General features: G+C 68.1%; 16 protein-coding genes. 6 read left to right on the top strand and 10 right to left on the bottom strand.

Annotated elements, in window-relative coordinates; all coding sequences use genetic code 11:
- Positions 1-73: 73 nt before the first annotated feature.
- Together OG758_RS42950 and OG758_RS42955 are read left to right on the top strand one after the other, a co-directional pair.
- Positions 74-235 carry a hypothetical protein gene (locus OG758_RS42950; protein WP_326714837.1) on the top strand — a complete coding sequence of 54 codons (162 nt, stop codon included), beginning with the start codon at positions 74-76 and terminating at the stop codon, positions 233-235.
- Positions 236-313: 78 nt separating this feature from the next.
- On the top strand, positions 314-1543 hold the full coding sequence (locus tag OG758_RS42955; RefSeq protein ID WP_326714838.1) for a 4-hydroxybenzoate 3-monooxygenase: 1230 nt from the start codon (positions 314-316) through the stop codon (positions 1541-1543).
- Between the two features lie 154 nt (positions 1544-1697).
- On the opposite strand, the gene OG758_RS42960 is transcribed toward OG758_RS42955, so the two are convergent.
- The 5 genes from OG758_RS42960 to OG758_RS42980 all read right to left on the bottom strand — a co-directional run bounded on the left by OG758_RS42960 (position 1698) and on the right by OG758_RS42980 (position 5912).
- Positions 1698-2117: a RidA family protein gene (locus OG758_RS42960; RefSeq protein WP_326714839.1), complete on the bottom strand. Its 420-nt coding sequence runs from the start codon at positions 2115-2117 to the stop codon at positions 1698-1700.
- Between the two features lie 104 nt (positions 2118-2221).
- Positions 2222-3412: an alpha-hydroxy acid oxidase gene (locus OG758_RS42965; protein ID WP_326714840.1), complete on the bottom strand. Its 1191-nt coding sequence runs from the start codon at positions 3410-3412 to the stop codon at positions 2222-2224.
- 4 nt (positions 3413-3416) lie between these two features.
- Complete coding sequence (locus OG758_RS42970; RefSeq protein ID WP_326714841.1) at positions 3417-4217, bottom strand: amino acid ABC transporter ATP-binding protein; 801 nt, start codon at positions 4215-4217, stop codon at positions 3417-3419.
- Complete coding sequence (locus OG758_RS42975) at positions 4214-5173, bottom strand: amino acid ABC transporter permease (RefSeq protein ID WP_326714842.1); 960 nt, start codon at positions 5171-5173, stop codon at positions 4214-4216. The genes OG758_RS42970 and OG758_RS42975 overlap by 4 nt, the downstream gene beginning before the upstream one ends.
- A 1-nt stretch (position 5174) precedes the next feature.
- Positions 5175-5912 (bottom strand): ABC transporter substrate-binding protein, encoded by a 738-nt coding sequence (locus tag OG758_RS42980; RefSeq protein ID WP_326714843.1) that lies wholly within the window; start codon positions 5910-5912, stop codon positions 5175-5177.
- A 322-nt stretch (positions 5913-6234) separates the two neighbouring features.
- On the opposite strand from OG758_RS42980, the gene OG758_RS42985 reads away from it, so the two are divergent.
- From OG758_RS42985 to OG758_RS42995, 3 genes are all read left to right on the top strand, one after another.
- Positions 6235-7839 carry a PucR family transcriptional regulator gene (locus OG758_RS42985; RefSeq protein ID WP_326714844.1) on the top strand — a complete coding sequence of 535 codons (1605 nt, stop codon included), beginning with the start codon at positions 6235-6237 and terminating at the stop codon, positions 7837-7839.
- Positions 7840-7998: 159 nt separating this feature from the next.
- Positions 7999-9513 carry a long-chain-fatty-acid--CoA ligase gene (locus tag OG758_RS42990; protein WP_326714845.1) on the top strand — a complete coding sequence of 505 codons (1515 nt, stop codon included), beginning with the start codon at positions 7999-8001 and terminating at the stop codon, positions 9511-9513.
- Complete coding sequence (locus OG758_RS42995) at positions 9513-10505, top strand: phosphotriesterase family protein (protein ID WP_326714846.1); 993 nt, start codon at positions 9513-9515, stop codon at positions 10503-10505. Before OG758_RS42990 ends, OG758_RS42995 begins: the two co-directional genes overlap by 1 nt.
- 19 nt (positions 10506-10524) lie before the next feature.
- Here OG758_RS42995 and OG758_RS43000 read toward each other — a convergent pair whose 3' ends face one another.
- Both OG758_RS43000 and OG758_RS43005 read right to left on the bottom strand, forming a co-directional pair.
- Entirely contained in the window at positions 10525-11082 is a 558-nt protein-coding gene (locus tag OG758_RS43000) for a DinB family protein (RefSeq protein WP_326714847.1), read from the bottom strand.
- A gap of 181 nt (positions 11083-11263) precedes the next feature.
- On the bottom strand, positions 11264-14638 hold the full coding sequence (locus tag OG758_RS43005) for a pyruvate carboxylase (RefSeq protein WP_326714848.1): 3375 nt from the start codon (positions 14636-14638) through the stop codon (positions 11264-11266).
- A 597-nt stretch (positions 14639-15235) separates the two neighbouring features.
- Between OG758_RS43005 and OG758_RS43010 the strand changes: the two genes are divergently transcribed.
- Complete coding sequence (locus OG758_RS43010; RefSeq protein WP_326714849.1) at positions 15236-15604, top strand: hypothetical protein; 369 nt, start codon at positions 15236-15238, stop codon at positions 15602-15604.
- 185 nt (positions 15605-15789) lie between these two features.
- Here the strand turns inward: OG758_RS43010 and OG758_RS43015 are convergent, their stop codons facing one another.
- From OG758_RS43015 to OG758_RS43025, 3 genes are all read right to left on the bottom strand, one after another.
- Entirely contained in the window at positions 15790-16581 is a 792-nt protein-coding gene (locus OG758_RS43015; RefSeq protein WP_326714850.1) for a hypothetical protein, read from the bottom strand.
- A 68-nt stretch (positions 16582-16649) separates the two neighbouring features.
- Positions 16650-17861, bottom strand: a complete 1212-nt coding sequence (locus OG758_RS43020; protein WP_326714851.1) for an MFS transporter — start codon at positions 17859-17861, stop codon at positions 16650-16652.
- 176 nt (positions 17862-18037) lie between these two features.
- Positions 18038-18355 carry a metal-sensitive transcriptional regulator gene (locus tag OG758_RS43025; protein WP_326714852.1) on the bottom strand — a complete coding sequence of 106 codons (318 nt, stop codon included), beginning with the start codon at positions 18353-18355 and terminating at the stop codon, positions 18038-18040.
- Positions 18356-18528: the final 173 nt, after the last annotated feature.

Raw genomic sequence — 18528 nt, forward strand, 5'->3', positions numbered from 1 at the left:
CGATCCGGTTCTTCGGCGGCCGACACCTGATGAGGTCCCACTCGTCGCCCGGCAGGTCGGTGAGACACCTCCCGTGCCGGTCGCCTTCGAGGCCGACGCGGGCGGCCCCACTCTCGACTCCGGTCTGCTTGCGGCCGGGCGGCTCAACATCGTCCAGGGAATTGTCTTCCGGTGCTGGCGCGAGGACCTGGCGGCCGGCGCACGCCTGGCCTTTTGGATGAGACCTCCGGTGTGACCTGTCTTCCATGGGTTTGGGCAGCGGCACAGCAGGGCCGGGCATCCAGCTGTCCACCTGCGCCGACATAATGTCGCCGTGAACCCTCTTCAGCATCCCAATACCCCTGCTCCACAACGCGTTTCGGTAGTCGTGGTGGGCGCCGGTCCCGCCGGGCTGACCATCGGGAACATCCTCAGACGCGCCGGGATCGACTGCGTGGTCCTCGAGACCGAGATGCGGGAGTTCATCGAGCAGCGGCCGCGTGCCGGGGTCATCGAGGAGTGGGCGGTTCGTGCCCTGGAGGAACGGGGTCTCGCCGAGAACCTGTTGCGGGAGGCGCAGCGGCACACCGCGTGTGAGTTCCGGTTCGACGGCCGTCAACACCGCTTTTCCTACAGCGAATTGACGGGGCGAAATCATTACATCTACCCCCAAACGTTGCTCGTCACGGATCTGGTGCGTGAGTACGCCGACGTGCGGGGCGGTGACGTCAGGTTCGGCGTCCGGGACGTGCAGGTACACGGCATCGACACCGATCAGCCATCGGTTTCGTACACCTGCCCCCAGTCCGGTCAACACCAGGTGATTCATTGCGACTTCGTCGCAGGGTGTGACGGTGCGCGTGGGGTGACGCGGCGCGCACTGCCCGCCGATCGATTCCCGGTCGCGCGCCACGACTACGGGATAGGTTGGCTCGCCCTGCTGGCCGAGGCGCCGGCTTCCTCCGACTGTGTGCTCTTCGGAATCCACCAGGACGGATTCGCCGGACAGATGCCCCGCAGTCCCGAGGTGACCCGGTACTACCTCCAGTGCCCGCCCGGCGACGACCCGGAGAACTGGTCGCACGAGCGCGTATGGGCCGAGCTGCGCCGACGGCTCGCTGTAGACGGTGCTCCCGAGTTGGTCGAGGGGCGGTTGATCGAGAAGCGGATGCTCGACATGCACGACTATGTTGTCGAGCCGATGGCTTCCGGACGCCTGTTCCTGGCGGGCGACGCGGCCCACCTCGTGGCGCCGATCGCGGCGAAGGGCATGAACCTCGCTCTCCACGACGCCTTCCTGCTCGGCGACGCACTCGTCGCCCACCTCACGCAGGAAGCCGACAGCGACAGCAGCGGCCTGGAGAGCTATTCGGAGGCCTGCCTGCGTCGTGTGTGGGACTACCAGGAGTTCTCGCAGTGGCTGTCCGAGGTCTACCACGGGGCGGCCACGGGGGAACCGTTCCGGACAGGTACCACGCTTGCCCGGCTACGACGCCTGTTCAGCTCCCCGGTCGCGGCGGCCGCCTTCGCCGAGCAGTACCTCGGCACGGCCGAGCGCTACTGACGCCGGCAGTCTGCGAGCCGCTCGGCATCGCCCGGCCTGGAGCGGGCGGCCCTGACATGCCGCTCGCACCACGGCCGGACGGCTGCGAACAGGGCGAGGCGTCCGTGACACGAGGCCGCTCGGTGATCAGGTGGCCGCTGCCCCGATCACGTGATCACCGGCGATCCGAAGAGCCATCGGCCGACGGTTCGACGGCGGCGTGTGCGGTGATCTCGATACGCATGCCCTCCACCGCGAGGGTCGCGACGGCCACACAGCACCGGACCGGCACCGGCTTAGGGATACACGCCGCGTAGACCTCGTTGAACACCTCACGATCCGTCATGTCCGTTAGGTAGATGGTGAGATGGAGCAGCCGGGAAAGTGAGCTGCCTGCCGCTTCGAGTGTCTCTGACAGGTTGTGGAACACCTGCTCGGTCTGGCGTCTGATGTCGCCGAGCTCCAGGGAGCCGTCGGTGCGGTCCGGGATTTGCGTGGTGAAGGTGACCCCCGCGTAGGAAACGGCGTCGGCCGAGAGCGCGGCGGTGGGTTCATCCGAGGGCGTCGGGATGCGCGTGATGGCGCTGCTTGTCATGGTGGTCCTTCATCGGGGCGGCCTGGTGCGGGCATGGACCCGTCGACGTGAGGGTTGACTGCGGGGTGACCGACGCGGGTTCGGGTGTGGTGTCGGCCGACCGTTCATCGCCGTGATCCCGTGAGCCGCGGTGAGCCGGCCCGCGCTGCTGTGGTGAGTGTGCCGTTGAGGGCGAGTGTGCCGGGGCCGACGTCGGCGAGGCTCGTCGCGCCGGTGAACGCGAGTGCGGTGGCGAGTTCGTCCGTGAGGATGTCGAGTATCGCGGCGGCGCCGCGTTGGCCGGACTGGACTGCGCCGTACACGGCGGGGCGGCCGATGAGGCAGGCTGTGGCGCCGAGGGCGCGCATCTTGACGATGTCGCTGCCGCGCCGGATCCCGCTGTCGACGAGTATGTCGGCCTGATCGCCGACCGTCTCCGCGATCGCCGGAAGAGCCGAGAACGTGGACGGCTGGGCGTCGAACTGACGGCCCCCGTGATTGGAGATGTAGATGCCGTCGACGCCCGCGTCGATGGCGAGTTGGGCATCGGCCGGGCTCATGATGCCCTTGACGACGAGCTTGCCGGGCCAGCGTTCTCGGATGCTGCGGACGTCGTCCCAGGTGACGCGGTCGTTGTCGGCCTCCATGAACTCGCCCATCTCCTGGATGGTCATCGGGCGGCCTTCGGTGGACTGATCACCGAAGGTGATCTTCGGCCCGAAGAGGAAGTTGCTGACCCAGCGGGGCTTCCGGACCGCGTTGAACACTCCTCGGACCGACGGACGGGCGCGCATCGTGAAGCCGTTGTGCAGGTCGCGTTCGCGCTTGCTGGACACCGATACGTCGCCGGCGATCACCAGGACGTCGACTCCGGCGTCAGCGGCACGTTCAAGGTGCTGGTCGACGAGGCGCGGGTCGGCCCACAGGGCGGCCTGGCACCACACCGAGCCCGGCGCGGCCGCGACCACGTCCTTGAGCGGAGTGCCGGACCATGCGCTGTGCACGAAGACGGTGCCGGCGGCTTGAGCGGCCCGGGCCAGGTGGACGTCGGCCTGCGGGTGGAACAGGGAGAGCAGCCCCATCGGCGCGATGAGTACGGGAGTTCGCAGCCGGTGGCCGAGGACACTGGTGCTCAGATCGATGCCGGAGACGTCGCGCATGATGCGCTGTTGCAGGGGCGACCCGGCCAGATCGGCGGTGTTGCTCGCGAGAGTCTGTTCGTCGAGCGCGCCGCCTTCGAGGAAGTCGTAGACGATGTGGGGCAGGCGCTTGCTTGCGGCCTTGCGGTAGTCGCTGACGTTGATTCGCTTGGGCATCGTGTTACTCCGTGAGGGCTTCGGCGGTGGATATTGCCGCCGGTACATCCGTTACGTGGGACATGAACGCGGTGACGTGTTCATCGGTGGTCGACCTGAACTGGCTCGGGGGAGCGTCATAGACGACGGTGCCGTCTGCCATCAGCACGATGCGGTCGGCGACCTCCAGCGCGAAATGCACTTCGTGGGTGACGACGACCATCGTGATGCCGGTGTGCGCCAGTGCGCGGATCACCCGCAGGACTTCGCCGACCAGCTGCGGATCGAGTGCTGAGGTGGGTTCGTCGAACAGCATCAGCCGGGGGTGCATCGCGAGCGCGCGGGCGATCGCCACACGCTGCTGCTGACCGCCGGACAGCTGGCGGGGATAGGTGGCGGCGTGGTCGCCGAGACCCACCTGAGCCAGGAGATCGCGCGCCTCGGCCTCGGCTTCCCCGCGTCCGAGCCCGAGCACCTTGCGCGGGCCGAGCGTGATGTTGTCCAGTGCCGTGAGGTGGCCGAACAGGTTGAAGTGCTGGAAGACCATGCCGATCCCGCGGCGCTGGCGGCACAGCTCGGCTTCACGGATCTCGTGCAGGTGGTTGCCACGCCGTTCGTAGCCGACGAGTTGGCCTTCCACGCTGATGGTGCCCGCGTCCACCGGTTCGAGGTGGGCCACGCACCGCATGAGTGTGGACTTCCCGGCCCCTGAGGAACCGAGCACGCACACCACCTGCCCCTGGTCGACGTCGAGCGTCACATCGCGCAGAACGCTGACACCGCCGTAGGCCTTCTTCACATGCTGGACGGAGAGCATGGCGGTCATGAAGTGCGCCTTCCGATGGTTCGGGTGAGTTGGCCGGTGTGCGCAAGGAGCCGGCTCGTCCAGCTCTTGGGGCGCACGCGCAGCACCACCTGGAGGCGGCGTTCGAGGTAGCCCTGGCCGATCGACGCGAGGGTCGACATCGCCAGGTACCAGAGGCTGGCCACGATCAGCAGCTCGACGGTGAGGAAGTTGACCGCGTAGATGTGCTGCGATGCGGTGAGCAGTTCCTGCGCGGCGATGACGCTGACCAGCGAAGTGCTCTTGAGCATGTTGATCAGTTCGTTCCCCGTGGGCGGGATGATGGTGCGCAGCGCCTGGGGCAGGATCACGTACCGCATCGCCTTGCCTCGGGACATGCCGATCGCGCCGGCCGCGTCGTGTTGCCCTTGCTCGACGGAGATCAGGCCGCCACGCACGATTTCGGCCATGTAGGCGGCCTCGTTGAGGCCGAGCGCGATGATCGCGGCGGTGACCGGGGTGATGAGGGAGTTGGTCGGGCTGCTGAATCCCAGTGAGGTGAAGGGGATGTGCAGTGAGACGGTGGGGAAGACCAGGGCCAGGTTGTACCAGAGAATGATCTGGATCAGCGCAGGTGTGCCGCGGAAGATCCACAGGTACGCGGCGCCGGCCGCGCGGAGCACGGGGTTGTCCGAACCTCGCATCACGGCCAGGATGATGCCGCCGATGACACCGATCCCCTGCGCTGCCACAGTGAGGACGACGGTGAGGCGGATGCCGGTCAGGATCGAGTCTTCGGTGAGGTAGTGGCCGACCTCGTTCCACCTGATGTTCGGCGTGCCGGCCAGCGCGTACACGAGCCCTGTGCAGAGGCCCAGCACCACGATTGCCGACACCCACCGCCATGGATGACGGCGCCGGATCACCCGCAGTGTGCCGGCGTCGTACTTGATGTCCGACGCCTGTGTGCCGGTCCGGGTCGGTGTGGAGACGGCCATGTCAGCCCTCCTTCCGTGTTCCCGCATTGAGGGTCGCCTTCGTGAGCAGGGAGCTGCCGGTGATGCCGTAACGGGCGCAGATCTTGGCGTACGTGCTGTCGGCGATGAGTGAGTTCAGCGCCTTCATGACGGCCTCGGACAGGGAACGGTTGGTCTTGCTGACCACGAAGCCGTACAGGAAGGCGGGAGTGGCCTTGTCGAGAACCATGGCGTAGCGGCCGGCCTGAGTGGCTGTGAGGTGCTCGGCCACTACGCGGTCGTCCAGCACCATGTCGATGCGCCCGCTCTGCAGTGCGACGACGGCGTTGGAATCGGATGGGTAGACGCGCGAGGTGACTGCCGCTCTGCCGGCCTTCGTGCAACGGGCCGAGAGGGTCTGAGCCACCTCTACGGTGGCCGAGCCGTTCTCGACGCCCACGGTCTTTCCGCACACCGCAGCGGCGTCCGGGTACTTCGCCCTTTTCGCGGAGGGAACGACGCCGGCGATACCGCCCTGGAGCATGTCGACGAAGTCGACCTGCTTCCGGCGCTGAACGAAGTCCCCGAACGAGGAGGCCAGTACGTCGTAACGACCCGCGCTCAATGACGGAATCAGGCTGTCCCACGAAGCGTTGGTGAACTGGACCTTCAGCCCCAGCCTGTCCCCGACGGCCCGCATCAGGTCGATGTCGATGCCGGTGAACGTCGTGTTGTCCGGCTTCATGTACTCCATCGGCACGAACGGCACGTTCGTGCCCACACGCAGGACACCGCTTTCACGTATCGAAGCCGGGATGCCTTGTGCGGCCGACTCCGATCCATCTGGGCCGGCACTCCTGGCGGGTCCGGCACCGCATGCCGTGAGCGTCGCCGTGGCCGTGACCAACAGGCCTGCCAACAGTCGCCGCGAGGATCTGTTCATGAGTTGTTCCTATGGCTCGGGTGTTGCTGTGGCCACAAAAGTAGGAGCCACCCCACTCACGAGCTATGGAGCTGGTTCCAAGCATCGCGCCATCCGGTAGTGCCCAGCTCCAAACGGCCCCATAGAGTGCTGTGCCATGAGAAAGGCTTCGTCCACGAAGGTGGACCCGCGCGGACCGACGCTGTCCGAACTCGTCGAGCGCGTCGGTGACGACGCGTGGCTCGTGCACCGCGCCCAGGATGAGCGTGTGCAATCGATCGTGTTGCGCGAGCCGGGACAGCTCGAAGAGCGGATCCCGCCCCACGCCGTGCTTCTCGCCGTCGGGTACCGCAACGGCGACCCGTCGTTCGCCGAGCTCGTCGCGCGAGCAGGTGAGGCGCGCGCCGCGGGGGTCATCGCCAAACCTGCGAGCATCGACGCCGCCGAGTTCGGTGCGCTGGGGCGCCTGCACGACGTCACAACGGTGCTCGCGCGCGATTCCAGCGACTGGCTGCAGCTGGCCTCACTTCTCAAGAGCGCGGCCGCGCTCTCGGCCACGGATTCCATCGCCGGAGCACGGCTGGGTGATCTCTTCACCTTCGCGAACGCCGTTGCCTCCATGACCGGTGGTGCCACCAGCATCGTCGATCCCACCGGCCGCGTCCTCGGCTTCTCCAACCTGCCTGGGCAGCCCATCGACCAGCAACGCCGCGACGCCACAGTGCTGATGAGCGAGATCGACTCGCCCGCGGCCGACCCCGACTACCGGACGGTCTACGCACGCACCGGGTGCCTGTACGTGCCGGGCGGGGCCGGCGTGTTCGGACGAGTGGCCGCCGCCGTGCGCAGCGACGGAGAAATCCTGGGCACGGTCTGGGTCATCGCCGACACCAAGGACGCTCAGGCAAAGGCGACCGCCGTCCTGCCGGGACTGCTGGACACGGCCGCGCTGCACCTCCACCACGCACGCGCCGAGCTGGACCTGCGGCGCACACGGCAGGCCAATCTGCTCTCAGCTCTGGTACGGGCGCCCAGCGAGTCCCTCGCAGCCGCGCTTCCGTTCGACGTCTCACAACGGCGCTGGTTCGTCCTGGCCATGCTGGCACCGACGTCCGACGACTCCGCGAGCGCGCCCAGGGACCGGCTCGTCCGCCGCCTCTCGGCGTGGCTCCACATCATTCATCCGAGTGCGCTCCTCGCCGAAGTCGACGCCCGCCTCGTCATACTCTTCAGCGGCAGCGCCGAGCACGACTGGGTCCAGACAGAGCGAAGTCTCGAAGACTTCTTCCAAGGTGCGCAGCCGAATGTTGCATCCATGGCCGTCATCGCCGGATCCCGACTCGGCGACGTGGGCGATATCAGCGCCGAATTCAAGCAGATGCAAACCCTGGCCGGGCTGCTGCGGGCGCAGGTGGTCACACCCCGGCCCGGTGCGTACGTAGTCCATCTGACACATCATCACCACCACGTAGACCTCGCGGAAATGGCCGGCATCAATCGCAGCACAGGCCCCCGGCAGCCGGCTGTCCTCCGCCGCATCGAGGAGCTGGACAAGCAGTCGGGAACGGACTACTTCCGGACCCTCCAAGTCTATGTGGACAACAACCGCAACATCGCCGCAACGGCCGTGACGATGGGCGTTCACCCCAACACCGCCCGATACCGGGTGGAAAAGATCCAGACGACGTTCGACCTGGACCTGGCCGACCTCGACACGTTCACCTGGCTCGTCCTTCACTGCCGCTACGTTTCGCGCTCGACCGCAGGGGCGAAGCCAGCGAACTGACCGCCGCCCGGCGGGCGTTGGCAGCCGCAACCGGCGGCAGTCGGAGCAGGGGCACACGGCCGGTTCCGGGTCGCTCTTCAGTGTCCGTGCGCAATCCCTTGACCCCCTACCGACCGGACGGTATGCCTAGGGCCACTGTTACGGCACTCAGGAGCTGATGTGAGCTTCAACCTGGCTACGATGCTGTACGAGACGGCGTCGGCCGCCCCGGACGAGCCATGCGTCATCATCGACGACACCGCCCTGACCTACGCCCAGGTCGAGGAGTCCTCCGGCCTGGTGGCCGGCAACCTCCTCGCGCTCGGACTCGAGCGGGGCGCGAAGGTAGCGGTCCAGCTGCCCAACATCCCGCAGTTCCTGTTCGCCTACTTCGGCGCCCTGCGGGCCGGCCTGGTCATGGTGCCCCTGAACCCGCTTCTGCGGGCGCCGGAGGTCACGTACCACCTGGAGAACTCCGACGCCCAAGTCCTCATCACCTGCGAGTCGTTCGCCGAGGAAGCACACCGGGGTGCGAGCGCGGTGCCCGGTATCTCCACGTACGTCGTCGACCTCGGTGGCGGGCGGCGGCCGGAAGGAAGCAGGCGGTTCGACGACCTGCTCGCCCTGGTCGAGGCCCCCGACATCGTGCCGACCAACGCCGACGACACCGCGGTACTGCTCTACACGAGCGGCACCACCGGCAAGCCGAAGGGCGCCGAACTGACGCACTTCCAGCTGTACATGAACCGCTCCGTCGCCGGAGACCTGATCGGCTTCCTCGACGACGACATCGTCATGGCCGTACTGCCGCTGTTCCACGTCTTCGGGCTGTCCAGTGTCCTCAACGCTGCCGTGCGCTTCGGCACCACCATGGTGCTGGTGCCCCGCTTCGATCCGGGAGCGGTCATCGACGCCATAGAAAGGCATGGCGTCACCATCTTCCCGGGCGTGCCCACGATGTACGTGGCCCTCCTCAACGCAGAAGCCGCGGAATGGGACTTGACGTCGCTGCGTGTCGGAGTGTCGGGCGGCGCCGCCATCCCGGGTGAGGTTGTCCGGGCCTTCGAGAAGCGGTTCCCCGGCATCGTGATCCTTGAGGGGTACGGGTTGTCGGAGACGGCGAGTACCGCCACGTTCAACATCAGCGCCGACCAACGCAAGGTGCTCTCCGTCGGCAAGCCGGTCTGGGGCGTGCAGATACGCGTCGTCGACACCGACGACAAACCGCTGCCCCCTGGCCCGGACAGCGTCGGCGAGATCGTGATCCGCGGGCACAACGTCCTGAAGGGCTACTACAAGAACCCGCAGGCGACGGCCGAGGCGATGAGAGGCGGCTGGTTCCACACCGGCGACCTCGGCTACGCCGACGAGGACGGTTACCTCTTCATCGTCGACCGGAAGAAGGACCTCGTCATCCGCGGCGGCTACAACGTCTATCCCCGTGAGGTCGAGGAGGTCCTGTACGAGCACCCCGCCGTCGCCGAGGTCGCCGTCATCGGCAGGCCCGACGAGACGTTCGGCGAAGAAGTCGTCGCGGTCGTCAGCCTGACGCCCGGACGGCAGGCCACGCCCGAGGAGTTGACGGCCTTCTGCAAGGAACGGATGGCCGCCTACAAGTATCCCCGTGAGATCCGGGTGGTCCAGGAGCTGCCCAAGGGACCGACCGGGAAGATCCTCAAGATGGAGCTGCGCTGATGGCCATGGTGGAGACCGTCCGGGGGCCGGTGGACTCGGCCGCGCTGGAGCGCACCTACATGCACGAGCACATCTTCGTGCTGACCCCGGACGTGCAGCAGAACTACCCCGGGGAGTGGGGCGACGAGGACGCCCGGATCGCCGACGCGGTGGACAAGCTCGGTGCGCTCAGCGCCCAGGGCGTCCGCACCATCGTCGACCCGACGGTGATCGGCCTCGGCCGGTACATTCCACGGATCCAGCGCGTCGCCGAGCAGCTTCCCGACCTCAACATCGTCGTGGCGACAGGCTGTTATACGTACGAGGAGGTGCCGTTCTTCTTCCATCACCGCGGTCCGGCGTTGAACGAGGCCGCGGGTACGGAGGTGCCGGACCCGATGGTGGACATGTTCGTCGGCGACATCGAGGACGGCATCGCCGGCACCGGCGTCAAGGCCGGCCTGCTCAAGTGCGCCATCGACCAGCAGGGCCTCACGCCGGGTGTGGAGCGGGTGATGCGTGCGGTGGCCAGGGCGCACCTGCGGACCGGCACCCCGATCACCGTGCACACCCACCCAGGGGCGCACACGGGGTCGGACGTCAAGCGTGTGCTGTGCGACGAGGAGGGCGTGGACCCGGGCCGGGTCGTGCTCGGGCACAGCGGTGACACAACCGACGTGGACCACCTCAGCGAACTGGCCGAAGCAGGGTTCGTACTCGGGATGGACCGGTTCGGGATCAACCTCGAGACCACCTTCGAGGCTCGGGCCGAGACGGTGGTGGAGATGTGCCGACGGGGGTACGCCGACCGGATGGTGCTCTCGCAGGACGCATCCTGCTACACCGACTGGATCGACCCGGCCGTCATGCCACTGCTGCCGCAGTGGCACTACCTGCACATCGCGGACGAGGTGCTGCCCTACCTCGAACGGCGCGGGGTCACCGAGGAGCAGATCGACACGATGCTCGTCGACGTACCCCGCCGCTACTTTGAGGCCGACGCGAAGGGTTAGAAGCCCAGCGCCCAGCCGGTCAGCCCATCGTCTTGGCCCCGTCGAGGGACTCCCGGATGATGTCGGCGTGGCCGGCGTGCTGGGCGGTCTCGGCGACGATGTGCATCAGCACCCGGCGGGTCGACCACTGAGCACCCGGCTCGAACCACGGGGCCTTCGGCAGCGGCCACGTGGCATCCAGGTCGGGCAGAGCGGCGACCACCTCGTCGGTCCGGCGGGCCACCTCGGCGTAAGCGGCCAGCACACCGGCCAGCGTCTCATCGGGCAGCAGCCGGAACCCGTCCTCGCGACGGGCCCAGTCGGCCTCCGTCATGGCCGCGAAGTCGGCCGTGGGGGACGGGCCGTTGAGGATGAAGTCGACCCAGCTCCGCTCGACCTCGGTGACGTGCTTGATGAGACCGCCCAGGCAGAGGGCGCTTTCGGTGGTCCGCTTCCGGGCCTGCTCGTCGGTGAGTTCACGAGTGGTGAAGCGCAGGAAGTCCCGGTGCTTGCCCAGCACCTCCAGCCACTCGGCACGCTCGCCGCTGCCGGCCGGCGCCCCTGCCAGGTCATGGGTGTCCAGCTCGTTGACAGCCATGGTTCCGCCTCCACGTGTTTCTGCTCCGTTGGACAAGAAGCACGTTATGGGGCATTGAGGTCAGCTGCTGTCCTGCATACGCCGGTGAGGGGCAAAGACCACGCCGAAACCGCCCGACCCAGTGACGCGTAAGCCCCGGGCAGCCGCAGTGCGACTGGCCCGGGGCGTCAGGCATCAGGCGTCAGGCGAGTTCGACCAGCAGGTCGCCACCCTCCACCTGCTGGATCGCGTTGATGGCGAGCCGGGACACCGTGCCACCCTTCGGGGCCGTGATGGAGGCCTCCATCTTCATCGCCTCGATCGTGGCCACGGTCGCACCGGCCTCTACCGTGTCGCCCTCGGTCACCGCCAGCGTCACGACACCCGCGAACGGCGCCGCGACATGGTTCGAGTTGGCCTTGTCAGCCTTCTCGGTCACCGGGATGTCGGAGGCCACGGAGTGGTCCCGAACCTGGATCGGCCGCAGTTGACCGTTCAGCGTGGCCATCACGGTGCGCACACCGCGCTCGTCCGCCTCGCCGATGGCCTCCAGCTCGATGAGCAGCCGGACGCCGGGTTCCAGGTCCACGGAGTACTCGCGCCCGGGGCTGATGCCGTAGAAGAAGTCCTTGCTCGCCAGCACGCTGGTGTCGCCGTAGGCCTGCCGGTGGTTCTCGAAGGCCTTGGTCGGGCCGGGGAACAGCAGCTGGTTCAGTGTCGCCCGCCGGTGCTTCGCAAGTCCGGCGCGCTCCTCGGCGGACAGCTCGCGCATCGGCTCGGGGCCCGCGCGTCCCTGCAGCGCCTTGGTGCGGAACGGCTCCGGCCACCCGCCGGGCGGCAGACCCAGCTCGCCGTGCAGGAATCCGATGACCGAGGACGGGAGGTCGAACGAGTTCGGCTCGGCCTCGAAGTCCTCGGGCGACACCCCGGCCCCCACGAGGTGCAGTGCGAGGTCGCCGACCACCTTGGACGAAGGGGTGACCTTCACGAGATGGCCGAGGATCCGGTCGGCGGCGGCGTACATCGCCTCGATGTCCTCAAAGCGGTCGCCGAGACCGAGCGCGATGGCCTGCGTCCGGAGATTGGAGAGCTGGCCGCCCGGGATCTCGTGGTGGTAGACGCGGCCGGTCGGTGAGGACAGGCCCGCCTCGAACGGCGCGTAGATCTTGCGCACGCTCTCCCAGTACGGCTCCAGATCGCAGACCGCCTGAAGATCGAGACCGGTCGGCCGCTCCGAGTGGTTGGTGGCGGCGACGATCGCTGAGAGAGACGGCTGCGAGGTGGTGCCCGCCATCGACGCCACCGCTCCGTCCACCGCGTCCGCGCCCGCCTGGATCGCCGCGAGATAGGTGGCCAGCTGGCCACCCGCGGTGTCGTGCGTATGGATGTGCACGGGCAGATCGAACTCCCTGCGCAGCGCGGAGACGAGCTTCGCCGCCGCGGGAGCGCGCAGCAGCCCTGCCATGTCCTTGACCGCGAGCACATGGGCGCCCGCGTCCACGATCTGCTCCGCGAGACGCAGGTAGTAGTCGAGCGTGTAGAGCTTCTCCGACGGGTCGGACAGGTCAGAGGTGTAGCACAGGGCGACCTCCGCGACCGCCGAGCCGGTCTCCCGCACCGCGTCGATGGCGGGCCGCATCTGACCCACGTCGTTCAGGGCGTCGAAGATCCGGAAGATGTCGATTCCGGTTGCGGCCGCCTCTTCCACGAAGGCGTTGGTCACCTCGGTGGGGTACGGCGTGTAGCCGACGGTGTTGCGGCCGCGCAGCAGCATCTGCAGGCAGATGTTGGGCACGGCCGCGCGCAGTTCGGCGAGCCGGTCCCACGGGTCCTCGGCGAGGAAGCGCAGCGCGACGTCGTAGGTCGCGCCGCCCCAGCACTCCAGCGAAAGCAGCTGCGGCGCCGTCTGCGCCACGGCCGGTGCCGCGGCGAGCAGGTCCTTGGTGCGGACCCGGGTGGCGAGCAGTGACTGATGCGCGTCCCGGAACGTGGTGTCGGTGACGCCGATGGTGGGGGAGGCGCGCAGCCACCGGGCGAAGCCCTCGGGGCCGAGCTCGGTCAGCTTCTGCTTGGAGCCGGCGGGCGGTGCGCCTTCGGGGAGCCGCGGCAGCTTGGTCGCCGCATCGATCAGTGGGGGGCGCTCGCCGTGCGGCTTGTTGACCGTGACGTCGGCGAGGTAGGTGAGCAACTTCGAGCCGCGGTCCGCCGAGTGACGGGAGGTCAGCAGATGGGGCCGCTTCTCGATGAACGAGGTGGTGACGCGTCCGGCGGCGAAGTCGGGATCGTCGAGCACGGCCTGGAGGAAGGGGATGTTCGTCGACACGCCACGGATGCGGAACTCGGCGACGGCACGCCGGGCCCGGCCGACCGCCGTCTCGAAGTCCCTTCCCCGGCAGGTGAGTTTGACCAGCATCGAGTCGAAGTGGGCGCTGATCTCCGTACCGGCGTGGGTGGTGCCGCCGTCCAGCCGGATGCCGGAGCCGCCGGGGGAACGGTAGGCGCTGATCTTGCCGGTGTCGGGGCGGAAACCGTTGGCCGGGTCCTCGGTGGTGATCCTGCACTGCAGCGCGGCACCGTGGAGGCGGACGGTGTCCTGGGACAGGCCGAGGTCGTCCAGCGTCTCGCCGGCGGCGATCCGCAGTTGGGCCTGGACGAGGTCCACGTCGGTGACTTCCTCGGTCACCGTGTGCTCGACCTGGATCCGCGGATTCATCTCGATGAACACATGCCGGCCGGCGGGGTCGAGCAGGAATTCCACGGTGCCCGCGTTGCGGTAGCCGATCTGCCGGGCGAATTTCACGGCGTCGGCGCAGATCCGGTCGCGTACCTCGGGATCGAGATTCGGCGCGGGGGCCAGCTCGATCACCTTCTGGTGGCGCCGCTGCAAGGAGCAGTCGCGCTCGAAGAGATGGATGACCCGGCCCTCGCCGTCGGCGAGGATCTGCACCTCGATGTGCCGGGGTTCGACGACGGCCTTCTCCAGGAAGACGGTCGGGTCGCCGAACGCCGACTCGGCCTCACGGGCCGCCGCCTCGATCGACTCGCGCAGTGTCGCCGCGTCCTCGACGCGCCGCATGCCGCGTCCGCCGCCCCCGGCCACGGCCTTCACGAAGAGCGGGAAACCGAGCTCGTCGGCTGCCCGGACCAGTTCGTCGACGTCGGTGGAGGGCTGCGAGGATCCAAGGACCGGGACGCCGGCCGCGCGGGCCGCGGCCACGGCGCGCGCCTTGTTCCCGGTCAGTTCGAGCGTCTCCGCGCTCGGCCCGACGAACGTGATGCCGGAACGCTCACAAGCGAGGGCCAGTTCGGGGTTCTCGGACAGGAAGCCGTACCCGGGATAGATGGCGTCGGCGCCCGCCTTGCGCGCCGCACGGATGATCTCCTCGACGGAGAGATAGGCCCGTACGGGGTGCCCGGCCTCGCCGATCTCGTAGGCTTCGTCCGCCTTCATCCGGTGCAGTGAGTTGCGGTCCTCGTGGGGGAACACCGCGACGGTTCGAGCCCCTAGCTCAAAGCCGGCGCGGAACGCCCGGATCGCGATTTCTCCGCGATTGGCGACGAGCACCTTACGGAACATGCGCATGTCCTTCCGTCGCCCGGAATGGGCGAACTGTCGGGTTGCGGGGCGTCACGCTCCCGGATCATGCCACCTCTGCACTCCAGACATCCAGGTGCACTACGTCACACGCCGCGGCGTCGGGTGACGGCGCCCGGTGGCTCAGGGGCGTGCTCCGGGCGGGCGGCTGCGGGCGGCGACATGAGCATCCCGACCCGGCGGAATCGGGTGCCTTCATGGACGCCGAAACGGTTGATACTGCTTATGAGTTGGCCCGGGAGAAGATCGCCGAATCTCATCGTCTGCGGCAACGTGAACGGCAAGTGAGGTATTCACATGAAGGCGTCACGAGGAGTGCACGAAATGAGCACACCGGTGTGAGGTGTTCGACGGTGAAATGGATCCCCCACTCACACATTTGGGCAAGTTGCCGATTACCTGGCCATATTTGGGATATTCCGATGGCCGTGTAACGCTACGGCGGTTGCGTGACGCAGAGTTGTACGGGCCCCGTGCGACGCCTTGTGCGCGTGGTGCGGCAGGCGATTGCCTGAAAGAGTCAGTAGCGATGTCCGCCCCTGCCTCAGCCTGCAAGGTGACGCGTCAGATTGGATTCCCGTGAGCAATACCGACCCGATGGCCGGACCGCCCCACCCCTACGACCAGTACCAGCAGCCCCCGCAGCCGCCACGGCGCCCTGAGCGGCGCGAGGGCGGTGCCCGGCGGGCGGGGCTGGTCATCCACACCATCGCTGACATAGCCGCGGTGTTCCTGGGGCTGTGGATTCTGCTCTACCTGCTCGAAGCCAACCAGGACAACGTCTTCGTCGGATTCGTGCACGGAACGGCCGACTGGCTTGCCGGGTGGGCACAGGATGTTTTCACCATGGACACAGAAGGCCTTCGCGTTCTCCTCAATTACGGTCTGCCGGCAGTGATTTACCTCCTGGTCGGGCATGGGATCGCCGCGCGACTCAACCGCGTGTGACCGCGATTGAGCCCGCATTACCGGACGGCAGCCCCACATACCGATAAGGACCAGCCCTGTGAATCACAACTCAGCCGGAAACGATCATCTGCCGGTCTACGAGAGTCTGGTACGTGAACGCGGTGACGTCGTGGCGGAGGCCCGCTTGGTGGCCGAAGAGGCGCGGTACCAGATGGCCTATGCGCTCAACGGCCACGCTGGGGTCCGGCCGGCACCCGGTCCGGCCGAGCACCCCGCGGGGCCGCACGGGCGCGCCGGTGCTGCTTAGGCCGTGAGAGTGCCGGCACGCTCCTGATGTGGCTCACGAATTCCCTGTCCCCGTAGTGCACTTGGGTCGTCCGCCAGTCGACACCGAGCTTGGCGGTGAACTCCCGGGCCAGTGGCAGGTCGGCGAGCGGGGCGATGAGGATGAGGCGGCCGTCGACGGTGACCGAGCCGCCGCCGAGTTCGTCGCGGGCCACCGGGTCCGCGACCAGCTCGTCGTGCAGCCGGTTCGCGCTGACGCCGGGCGCCTCGATTTCGAGTGCGTCCGTCTCCGGCGATGTGCGCGGCAGACAGCCGAAGGTGAGCACGGACTCCTGACGGTACGTCTTGGCGATGACACCGGCGATGTGGTTGAGCCCGTCACGGCCGACCCTGTTGATGTCGAACTCGCGTGAGCGCTCGTACGTGGCCTGCTTGAGATCGCCGGACCAGAAGACTCCCTCCAGGAGCTTCGAGGCGACCGGGGTGGCCCCGTTGGCGCGGATGATCCCGCGCAGTTCGTGGTCGAAGCGTGTGAGACGGGTGTGGAGCCTGGGGTCGTCCGGGTCAGTGATGACCGCGGTGTTGTTGGTGGCGAAGAGCTGCGCCGTTGGGCAATCAGCCGCGGCGGAGCTCGCGGCCGGCGAGCTTCCGGCGCCCGCAAGTCCCAGTGCCAGGGCGGAGACGGTCGCCGCCATGAGGCGCAGCTGCCGCCGGGCGATGGTGATCTTCATAGGTTGATCAACGATGTGGGCGGGGCTTCGTTGCGCCGGCTGCCGCCCGATCACGCCGGTCGCGGACGCTACGGGGCAGGGCGTACGTGCTCAGGTGTCGTATGACGCGGCCGTCGGACCAGGTAGACACCCGCGGTCGACACCAGGACCGCCATGACCGCGATGAACACGAGCCCGGCACCCTCCAGGCCGATCGGGCCGGTCAGTACTCCGACACCGATGACCGGTACGGAGATGCCCGCGTACGCCACCACGAACAGCGTGGAGATCACCGACGCGCGATGGTCCGGGGGAGACGCCTCGGCCACCGCGCCGAGCGCCGCGCGAAATGCCAGCCCCTGCCCCGTACCGCCGACGAGCGCGCTCAGCACCACCAGGAGCAGCAGGTCCCATCGCAGCGCGCCCGCGAGCAGCGCCAGACCGGCGAGGAGTGCGCCGCAGCCCAGTGGCAGGGACCGGTCCATCCCGACCCGGGTGACCGCCAGTTGCCCCGCCGTCGAGGCGAAGAAGGCGAGCGCGACGACCAGTCCGCTCACGGCGTGGTTGTCCACGTCCAGGGACTCGGCGAGGAACGCCGGGCTGACCGAGGTGAACACCCCGAACAACGCGAATCCCACGAACGAGGCGATCGCGGCTGGCCCGAACACCGGCCGCACCTGCGGGGGCAGGCTGGGTCGCTGCGGCCGTACGGTACTCAGCGCCCGCCGCTCGGCCACGGTCTCCGGCAGCCACAGCAGCACGGCGGCCGAGACGGCCACCAGGGCGAGGTGCACGGCGAAGGGCAGGTACAGCGGCCAGGCGGCGTACTGGGCGAGCAGTCCGGCGAGCAGCGGACCGCAGCCCAGCCCGCCCATGTTGGCCGCGGTCGCCACGAACGTGGCCCGGGAGCCACCGCCGCGCGGAGCCAACTCGATCACGTGCACCGTGGCGGCCCCGGTGAACAGCCCGGCGGCGAACCCCGAGAGCAGTCGCCCGGCGTACAGCCACCCCAGCCCGGTGGCACTGAGGAAGCAGACGGCGCTGGCCGCCGCGAACGCCAGCCCCCACAACAGCACCGGCCGTCGCCCGACGGCGTCCGATGCGTTGCCGGCCAGCAACAGCACACCGATGACCCCGAAGGCGTACACCGCATAGACGACGGTCACCGTCAGCTCGGAGAACCCGAACTTGTCCTGGTAGAGCCCGTAGAGCGGGGTCGGCAGGGTGGTCCCGGCCATACACACGGCAAACACCGCGCCGGCAAGAGAACACCTGCGCCATGTTCCGCGATCACCGTCCATGCGGTCGACAGTAGTTCCGTGGGCTGTCCCGCCCCGGCACGGCGTGCGCCGACGCGCCGCGAGTGCGGGCGGCATGGTGCGCTCAGAGGGTGGCGTTGTCGTCTGCGTGGAGGGTGCTTTTGGGGGTGGGGGTGTTTCTGGGGGTGGGGCGCTGTGTCCCACCCCCAGGTCTGTGATCAGGCCAGCGTGAGGAAGAGCTTTTCCAGCTCCGCCTCGTTCATGGCGGGGGTGCCGCCGTCCTCGGTGGCGGTCAGGCATTCGCGCATCCGGCCCGCGATGATTTTGAAGCCGGCGCGGTCCAGCGCGCGGCTGACGGCGGCGAGCTGGGTGACGACGTCCCGGCAGTCGCGGCCTTCTTCGACCATCGTGATGACTCCGGCCAGCTGCCCCTGAGCGCGACGCAGGCGGTTGAGCACTGCGCGCGCGGAGGCTTCGTCGTCGGCGGTGGTGGCCGCAGTGGCCTTGGGGGCCGGGTTCGGCACGTTCGGGGTCATCCGTAGGGCTCCTTGGTGAGTTGGACGAGCGCGCGGTCCAGTCTGCCCGCTGCCTCGTTCGCGGCCGGGGCACGGTGCCGGGGACCCCGGGTCCGGATGAACGGGGCGAAATCTCCTTCGAGTATACCCCCGGGGGTAATCTGCTACGGTGAAATCAATACCCGGGGGGGTAT

Source organism: Streptomyces sp. NBC_01474, assembly GCF_035918215.1.
GTDB classification, from domain to species: domain Bacteria; phylum Actinomycetota; class Actinomycetes; order Streptomycetales; family Streptomycetaceae; genus Streptomyces; species Streptomyces aureus.